General features: G+C 72.8%; 3 protein-coding genes. All 3 read right to left on the bottom strand.

The features are described from left to right. The coding region (locus tag GH736_RS18075) for a Gfo/Idh/MocA family protein (RefSeq protein WP_235934429.1) at positions 1 to 1,111 on the bottom strand (1,111 nt) is incomplete at its 3' end. A 200-nt stretch (positions 1,112 to 1,311) separates the two neighbouring features. Further along, on the bottom strand, positions 1,312 to 2,679 hold the full coding sequence (locus GH736_RS18070; protein WP_159605805.1) for a M1 family metallopeptidase: 1,368 nt from the start codon (positions 2,677 to 2,679) through the stop codon (positions 1,312 to 1,314). Next, positions 2,679 to 4,315: Pls/PosA family non-ribosomal peptide synthetase (locus GH736_RS18065; protein ID WP_328596900.1), on the bottom strand; the 1,637-nt coding region annotated here is incomplete at its 5' end. The genes GH736_RS18070 and GH736_RS18065, both read right to left, overlap by 1 nt.

Raw genomic sequence — 4,315 nt, 5'->3', positions numbered from 1 at the left:
CGCTGCGCAGCGACTCGGTGGCCCGGATGCCGACCGCGACCGCCTCCCGGGCCGCGACCGGCGAGGTCTCGGTGCGCCCGCCCTCGCGCACGAAGCGCAGGAACTCGCTGACGAGCAGCGCGTCGGCGCCGTCGTGGCCGGCCTCCTCGACGGCGGCGGGCACGATGAACGTCTCGTCGGCTGGGGCCGCACCGTGGTGGCGACGGTTCCAGAGGCGCACCTCGGAGCCGGCGGTGTCGCCGAGGTTCTCGATGCGTCCCTCGGTGCCGATGACCGTGTAGTTGCGCCAGTAGTCGGGCGTGAAGTGGCACTGCTGGTACGAGGCGAGCACGCCGTTGCCGAGCCGCAGGTTGACCATCGAGAGGTCCTCGACGTCGATGACGGGGTTCAGCCCGGTCTGCGCGGTGGGCGGCCAGTTGTCGAGGCTGAACCAGTCGCGCATCCGCTCGCCCGACCGGTCGCGGCGGTCGCCGATGCCGCCGTAGACGGTGAGCGAGCCCATCGCCTGCACCTCGGTCGAGTAGGCGCCGGCGAGCCAGTGGATGACGTCGAGGTCGTGCGCGCCCTTCTGCAGCAGCAGCCCCGTGGTCTTCGACCGCTCGGCGTGCCAGTCCTTGAAGTAGTAGTCGCCGCCGTTGCCGACGAAGTGGCGGCACCAGACCGCCTTCACCTCGCCGATGCGGCCCTCGAGGATGAGGCGCCGCAGGAGCACGACCACGGGCATGTGCCGCATGTTGTGCCCGACATAGAGCTTGGTGCCGGTGCGGCGGGCGGTCTCGAGGATCGCGTCGGCGTCCTCGACCGTGACCGCGAGCGGCTTCTCGCAGAACACGGGCACGCCGGCCTCGAGCGCGGCGATCGCGACGGTGGCGTGCTGGTGGTCGGGGGTCAGCACCATGACGGCGTCGAGGCCCATGGCGAGCAGCTCGTCGAGCGATGCGGTGACGGATGCCTCCGGCAGGGCCGCCCGGGCCTCCTCGCGCGAGCGCTCTGCGAGGTCGCACACGGCGACGACGCGGGCGCCTTCTCCGGGGCGGTGCGCCTCCCGCCAGAGCGAGGCGCGCGCGCCGAAGCCGACGATGCCGATGTTCAGGTCCGCAGGGTGGTGCACGGGGTGGTACTCCTTCAGGGGGTTACAGGCTTCGGGGCGCACGCGGCGGTGCGTCGAGATCGGTCGAGCCGCCCGGGAACAACGACCACGGGAAGTCGTGGAGCCGCGGCTCGGCAGCCTCGGGCTCGAGTGCATCGCGCGCATCGCCGGCGAGCCGACGCCCTATCGCGTCATCGATCGACGGGTCGCCGGGTGCCTCGTCAGCGTCGCGGTCGGCCCGGTTCCGCCGCCGGGCTGAGGGGCGCAGCCGGCGGCAGCGGCGGCAGCTCGGGACGGTGGAGCCAGGTCTCGAAGAACGTACCGAGCCGGCGCCCGGTGAGCTCGGAGACGAGCGCGATGAAGTCGGCGGTGGTGGCCGTGGCGTGCCGGTGCCGCGTCGTCCACTCGCGGAGCACCGCGAAGAAGGCGTCGTCGCCCACGAGGAGCCGCAGGGCGTGCAGGGTGAGGGCGCCTCGCTTGTAGAGGCGGTCGTCGAACATGCCCGCGGCGCCGGGGTCGCCGATGAGCAGGTCCTCGGGCAGCCGCGACAGGCGGGCGTGGTGCTCGCGCGCGATCCGGTCGATCGGGGCCGCGCCCGAGGCATCCGCCCACAGCCACTCGGCGTAGCAGCAGAAGCCCTCGTTGAGCCAGATGTCCTGCCAGCGGGCGAGGCCGACGCTGTTGCCGAACCACTGGTGGGCGAGCTCGTGCGCGATCAGCCGCTCCTCGCCGCCGTGGCCGTCGATGTGATTCGCCCCGAAGACCGCGAGGCCCTGCGCCTCGAGCGGGATCTCGAGGGCGTCGGCCGTCACGACGACGGCGTAGCGCTCGAACGGGTACGGGCCGAAGGCCGCCTCGAAGGTCGCGAGCATCCGCGGCACCGGTGCGAAGTCGGCGGCGACGCGCCGCTCCAGCGGCCGGGGGAAGTACACCGCGCCCTCGGCGCCGTCGAACACGAGCGGCTGCTTGACGTACCGGCCGATCTGCAGCATCACGAGGTAGCTCGCCGTCGGCTCGCGCTGCACGTACACCCAGACGCCCTGGCCGCTCACGACCCGCTGGTCCTCGAGCTCGCCGTTGGCCACGACGGTGTACGCGGCATCCGTCTCGACGCGGATGCGGTAGCTCGCCTTGTCGAACGGGTGGTCGTTGCACGGGAACCACGTCGGCGCACCCGACGGTTGCGACGCCACGAGCACCCCGTCGGCCAGTTCCTCCCAGCCGATCGCACCCCAGGCCCGCGTGCGCCGGGGCTTCGGGGCTCCGCCGTACTCGACGACGACGAGGAACTCCGTGCCGGCCTCGATCGGCCGCTCGGGCGTGATCCGCAGCTTGCCCTGCACCTGCCGGAAGTCGGCGCGGCGCCCCTCGACCCGCACCACCGACGCGGAGAGGCCGACGAGGTCGAGGCTGAACCGGGCCAGCCGCTGGCTCGAGTGCAGGAGCAGCTCGGCCGTGCCGTCGAGGCGGTTGCGCGCGATGCGATACCGCAGCGAGAGCGCGATCGACACGGTGCGATAGCCGCCGTTGCCGCTCTGGGGCAGGTACGCGTCGCCCGCCGAGTCGGCGCCGATCTCCGAGGCGTGCATCACCGCACCTGCGCGCGGTAGTCGGCGATGCGCACGGCGCGCCACGGGCCGATGGGGTTGCCGCTCCAGCGGCTGCCCACGGGCACCTCCTCGCCGCGCATCACGAGCGACGCGGGGCCGACGGTCGCGTGCGCCCCGATGCGGGCGGCCGGCAGGATGACGCTGTGGGGCCCGAGCGTGGCGCCCGGCTCGATCGTGACCCGGTCCATGCTCATGATTCGATCATGGAACAGGTGCGTCTGCACCACGCAGCCGCGGTTCACCGTGGATCCGTCGCCGAGCGTCACGAGATCCGCCTCGGGCAGCCAGTAGCTGTCGCACCACACGCCGCGGCCGATGCGGGCACCGAGGGTGCGCAGCCAGGCGGCGAGGGCGGGGGTGCCGGCCGCCGCGCGCGCGAACCACGGCGCGGCCACCATCTCGACGAACGTGTCCGACACCTCGGTGCGCCACACGAAGCTCGACCACAGCGGATGCTCGCCCGGTCGGATGCGCCCGACGAACACCCACTTCGCGACCGTCGACACGAGCGCGGCCACGCCGCCGGCGGCGAGCATGACGACGCCGCTGAGGAGCAGCGCCGCGAACGCGCCCCACGCCAGGGTGAGCAGGCCGAGGGTGAAGAGCACGCCGAGCCCGATCGCGCAGGTGACGAACACGGGGATGATCCGGCAGAGCTCCCAGAGCGTGCGGGCCACGCGCAGGCGCCGCGGCGGCCGGTAGGTGCGGCTCTCGTCGCCCTCCAGCGCCGCACGCCGCAGGCGCACGGGGGGCGAGCCGAGCCACGACGTCCCGGCCTTCGACTTGGCCGGGGCGACGGACAGCACCGCGACGAGCGCATCCTTGGCGAGCCGGTGCCCCGCAGAGGCGATCCCCGAGTTGCCGAGGAACGCGCGCTTGCCGATGCGGGCGCGCTCGAGGCGCATCCACCCGCGCTGCAACTCGTAGGAGGCGACCATGGTGTCGTCGGCGAGGAAGGCGTGGTCGTCGATGGTCGTCATCGAGGGGATGAGGAGCACGGTCGACGCCTCGACCCCGCGACCGACCTCGGCCCCGAGCACGCGCAGCCACACCGGCGTGAACAGGCTCGAGTACAGCGGGAACAGGATGGTGCGCGAGGCGTCCATCAGTCGCTCGGTGGTCCACGCCTGCCACCCGATGCGGCTGCGTACCGGATGCCGCCCCTCATGCAGCCCGATCGCGAGCAGCCGCACGGAGACGACCACCAGTCCGGCGAACACCGCCCCCGCGACGAGCGTCGCCGGCACGAGCCAGGCGAGTGCCCTGAGGGCCGCCTCGGCGAGGCTGGACGAGCCCGCGATGCCCAGGGCGATGACGGCTCCGCCCGTCGCGAACGCCGCGATCGGCAGCAGGGCGAGGAGGAGGGACGACAGGCCGTATGCGAGCAGCCACCGCCGCGGGCGCGACGGGACGTCGCTCGTCAGCTCGCGCATCAAGCCCGGCAACCTCCTCGCCCATTCGGCGATCCTGCGCACGACCCACACGGCATTCGAGCTGCAGAGGCCCGAGGTCAGCGACATCGAACGGATGACGAGCAGGAAGTTCTCGGGCAGCTGGAACGGCAGCGCCCGCATCGTCTCTCCGAACTCGATCGCGAAACTGCGCAGCTCGCGCC

Source organism: Agromyces humi, from assembly GCF_009720255.1.
Lineage (GTDB): Bacteria > Actinomycetota > Actinomycetes > Actinomycetales > Microbacteriaceae > Agromyces > Agromyces humi.
Note: the sequence above shows the minus strand (reverse complement) of the source record. Positions and strands in the feature narration are given on the sequence as shown.